Source organism: Emticicia sp., from assembly GCF_049241225.1.
Classification (GTDB): domain Bacteria; phylum Bacteroidota; class Bacteroidia; order Cytophagales; family Spirosomataceae; genus Emticicia.
This window is the reverse complement of the sequence record NZ_JBMLRC010000386.1, coordinates 1-4,150: the sequence shown is the minus strand read 5'-3', so window position 1 is coordinate 4,150 and position 4,150 is coordinate 1. Positions and strand designations below refer to the sequence as shown.

Genomic DNA, 4,150 nt, shown 5'->3' with positions numbered 1-4,150 from the left:
CTCGACCATAAGTTGCCACCATCACTGTACCGTCGGATGGGCGAATTTCGATATTGCGAAGTGGAACATTAGCAAACTTAGCGTTAGTCAATTGCCACTGAGGTATTGCCAAAGAAATATCATCACAAGTCCAAACTCCGGCATCAGTAGTTAGTATCATTTGATTGTAATTGAGTGGATTAAATTCTCCTGCAAAAGCCCCAAGTGTCCTCGGAAAACCCGTTAATGTTGTTGTACCTGAGATTTTCTTTAAATCCTGCCAGTTGACACCCCCGTTATTTGTATAAAAAATGGTCGGAACAGCCCCATTTGCCCAAATTGTCACGAGTATTTGATTATCATTTGCACCAACAGCAATATGATTAGGCATTAAGGCCCAATCGGAATTTGGTGCACCATTTATATTGATTCTGGTAGCGATTCTGTTTGTTGGGTTAGGGTCATCTATATTTGTAACTTTATACAGTACGCCCCCAGCCGCACTACCTATGCCACCACTATAACCTGAAACAAACATAACTCCAGGGGTTTTACCGAGCCTGATTCTTATTGGTCTTTGCAGAAGGTCATCGCCATAAATAGAGGTCGTACCGTTTTTGGCAAATATGCCATCAATATAAAAATCAGTAACAACATTCCGACCAGCACTAGCAACTGGGTTTATATTCGAAACTTTTCTAAACCAAACTCGACCTGGAACCGACGAGTCAACAATATGTGCTGCATAAGCAGTATTTGTTAATGAATTATAGTCTCGTGAGGCATTATTTCCACCCCCAAAATAGGTAGACCAATTTGGCAATGAAGGTAAAGAAGCTGAACCTGCAGTAATATTGAGACTTGAGTTAGTGTTCAAGTCTTTCACATATAGGTGAACACTCCCCATGCTTGTATAAAGTAGAATGTTAGGTTGGTCATCATCAAATTTTGCCCAACAGCCTTCATTATTTGCAAGTTTTGTAGCAGAACCAACTCCAGTGCCACTTAACTGAAGTGAGTTTTGGTCTTGAGTGGCAGCACAAAAAACGTTATCATTGGCTATCTGTCTTAAAGCCCCCCAATGAACTTGTGTAGAAGATAACAACTTGTAATTATATGAAGCACTTGAATTCCAATAACGATAAATTGCAGGAGGAGGACCAGCACTATTTACTACAACAACAGCAGTATTGATGTCATTCACAATAAATGCACCTTGGTCATGCCCAATCAAAATTTCATTATTATTTGAAAAGAAATCAATATCATGATAATCTGCATTTCCTGCCGGAGATGACGCACCGCTCTGATTTGCAAAACTGTCCCAATTATCGCCGCTATCAGTACTCCGCCATAGCCCTAAAGTTCCTACAAAAATTGTATTTGGGTCATTCGGATGAATTTTTAATACAGAATTGAGGGTGTACTGCCACCAACCAGGTGCTAAGCGAATTGGATTAGACAAATTAACCATTCTTTTCTGAGTCCAAGTTATTCCCCCATCTATTGATTTGAAAAGACCGTCAGTTGCGGCCCCCAAACCATCCCCAACTAAAATATAAATTACTTGGTTAGCTCCACTTGTTGAACGAGCTATCTCTAAATGACTTACTATTGAATTATTTGTAGTTCTTGACCAAATCATTGTCCAGTTTACACCACCATTCGTCGATTTGAAAACTACACCAGTCTGAGAGATTGCAAACAATGTTCCGTCGGTTGCTTTCTTAATGGCATGAAACACATTAGTAAATGTTGAACCTAAACCACTAATCCCGATACTTGTAGAGGGTTTTAAGATGGGAATCCATGTATTTCCGCCGTCTATTGATTTCATGACCCCTTGCGTAAAAGAGGCACTATACATTTCTGAATTACTTACTATAAGCAATTCATTTGCAGCAGGTGCGTTTGGAATCAACGACCAATCGACCCCTGCATTTGTTGAACGGTAGATTCCCCCCCATGCACTGCAATAATAATGTTGAGTATTAGATTGATTATAGGTAATATCATAAATTCCGTTGGGTCCGGTTAGCCTATCTATTTCAATCCAGTTTGAATTTGGATTTTTATAGTCATTGTTATAATACAAACCTCCTGTATTTGAGCCAGCCCATACTTTTGCAGTACTTGTAACATTAGGGTCAACCATAACTCTTTCTATTCTACCAGCAAAATTATTAGGTCCTCTATGCTCCCATTCAATGTATGGAAATGCTGCATCAATACGTCCATTTTTAGAAGGTTTAAAGTATTTTTCGTAAATAAATTGATGAGCCTCCTGTATATTATTATAATTTGCCTCTCCAGTTAAAGGGTCTTTAAATGATTGCAGGTAATAAGATTTTGAAGGAGTCGAGGAGGAAGTCTCAAAATGATTTTTTTCTTCAATTTGCTGTGCATTTATCGAAAAGGAAATCAAAACAGTGAGTAAATAGAGTATTTTTTTCATTGTTGCATAAAAAATATGGTTGAAAAAACTGAATTTTTCAACCATATACTTTTGAGGTGTGGATTTGTAATGAAATATTAAAAATTTTAAATTGTTCCGTAAGTATAATCATAAAAGACAAATACGTCACTACAACATCCTGTATCAATTTGATTGATTTTGATACATCTAAATTTTTGATTAACCCCTATATATAAATCTCTTTGTTTAATAGTGTTTATAAACCCTTGAGCAAGTGCATCTATTTGAGCTAAATTTAAAATAACAGACGTTTGTGAGTCATAATAAATATTGATTTGTTCATCAAAAAATGTTGGAGTTGATGTATAAATTGATGAAAGTGTGAGATACTGCCGCCAACTACCAGATTGTAGATTTGTCATTGGTGCATTATACAAAAGGCAAGCAATTCTGTCATTTAAGGCATTCATAAATGGTGAACTTGTTCCAGTGCTAAAAGTCACGGTAAAATTATTTGGATAAATTTTACATTTTCTACAAACGAAATTTTGAGGTATTGTAGGTGTTGGAGCCATAGCTTCCCGTGTATTTGAATGAAATTTTTCGATATTCTTTTCAAATTTTGGTTCTACATTTAACGATTCTTGTTCACCACATGCTATGAAAGTGAAAACAATGAAACTACATACAAGAATTTTAAAAAAATGTGCTTTCATGATAATGTAAGTAAAATATCTCCCCTACTTCCTTTCAGCCGTTTCGGGTTTCTGCTTGTTTTGGAGATATACTTTTACCACGAAACTTTGTAACCATGAAAATCAAAAAAAGAAGAAAAATTATTGAGAAACCCCAAACCCACCAATTAGTACCAAAATCAATCGTTTCGGCGGGGCCAATCAAAATGAAATTTGCCCAATAGTAGGGGTGTTCGTAGCGAAGAGCTAAATCAGAACTCAAGAAATCTAATTTGGCTTGTCGGAGGGCTTCGTCGGTTTTTATGCCGCCTTTTAGGTGTTTGTAGAATCGTTCGGATATATAGGCTGAGGCTTCGTCGTGGGCGTTCCAGAGGGTGGTTATTACGGCCTTTGCTCCTGCGTAAGTAAATGCTCGTGAGAGCGACATAACTCCTTCACCTTTTTGAAGTTTACCCGCACCAGTTTCGCACGCCGAAAGCATCACAAGGCTTGTATTTCTGAGGTCTAAATCGTAAAGTTCATTTGTAAATAGCTTATAATCAGCACTGTCTGGGTAAAACGCAATAAACGATTTCAGTGGGTCGGTATCGTCTGTAGTGGCGTGAGTGGCAAAATGAATAACATTCTTATTGCGGTAAGTTTCATAAAAACGTTTCTTGGTGGCTTCATCTTCGAGGTAAATATCGCCACCAATTTTTTCAACTTCACTACCTGATTTTGGCAATTGCCCCAGATTTTTATCTCTAAATAAACTTTGCTGAAAGCTATTATTAGCAAACGGTGCAAAACCTAATAAACCCGAACCCTGCTTTTGTTCACGCTTAACTGGTAATAAAAGTGATGCCGAATAAGCATAGCTTATGATGTATTTTTTTAGTAAATAATCATCTTTTTGCTTCGCCAACACCTCAAAAGGTAGATAATTTAGTTCGGCATCTCGGATGATGATGAGGCGTTTTTTTCCTTCAATTGCTTTTTCAATGGGTTTTATTAAAACATCGTAAAGTTCGGCTGAGAGAGCTTGTGCATTATATTTTTTGCCTTGTGGCGAATTGGCTAA

Annotated in this window: 3 protein-coding genes; all 3 read right to left on the bottom strand. The window is 37.3% G+C overall.

Annotated features, from left to right (window positions below; genetic code table 11):
• The coding region (locus tag ACOVO2_RS20205) for a WD40/YVTN/BNR-like repeat-containing protein (protein WP_421771715.1) at window positions 1–2,434 on the bottom strand (2,434 nt) is incomplete at its 3' end.
• An 86-nt stretch (window positions 2,435–2,520) separates the two neighbouring features.
• Complete coding sequence (locus tag ACOVO2_RS20200) at window positions 2,521–3,111, bottom strand: hypothetical protein (RefSeq protein WP_421771714.1); 591 nt, start codon at window positions 3,109–3,111, stop codon at window positions 2,521–2,523.
• A 34-nt stretch (window positions 3,112–3,145) separates the two neighbouring features.
• A partial coding sequence (locus ACOVO2_RS20195; protein ID WP_421771713.1) for a CHAT domain-containing protein occupies window positions 3,146–4,150 on the bottom strand: 1,005 nt, incomplete at its 5' end.

Coding starts and splice junctions, on each gene's coding strand:
- ACOVO2_RS20200 (WP_421771714.1), bottom strand. CDS start 3,111: ATGAAAGCACATTTTTTTAAAATTCTTGTATGTAGTTTCATTGTTTTC.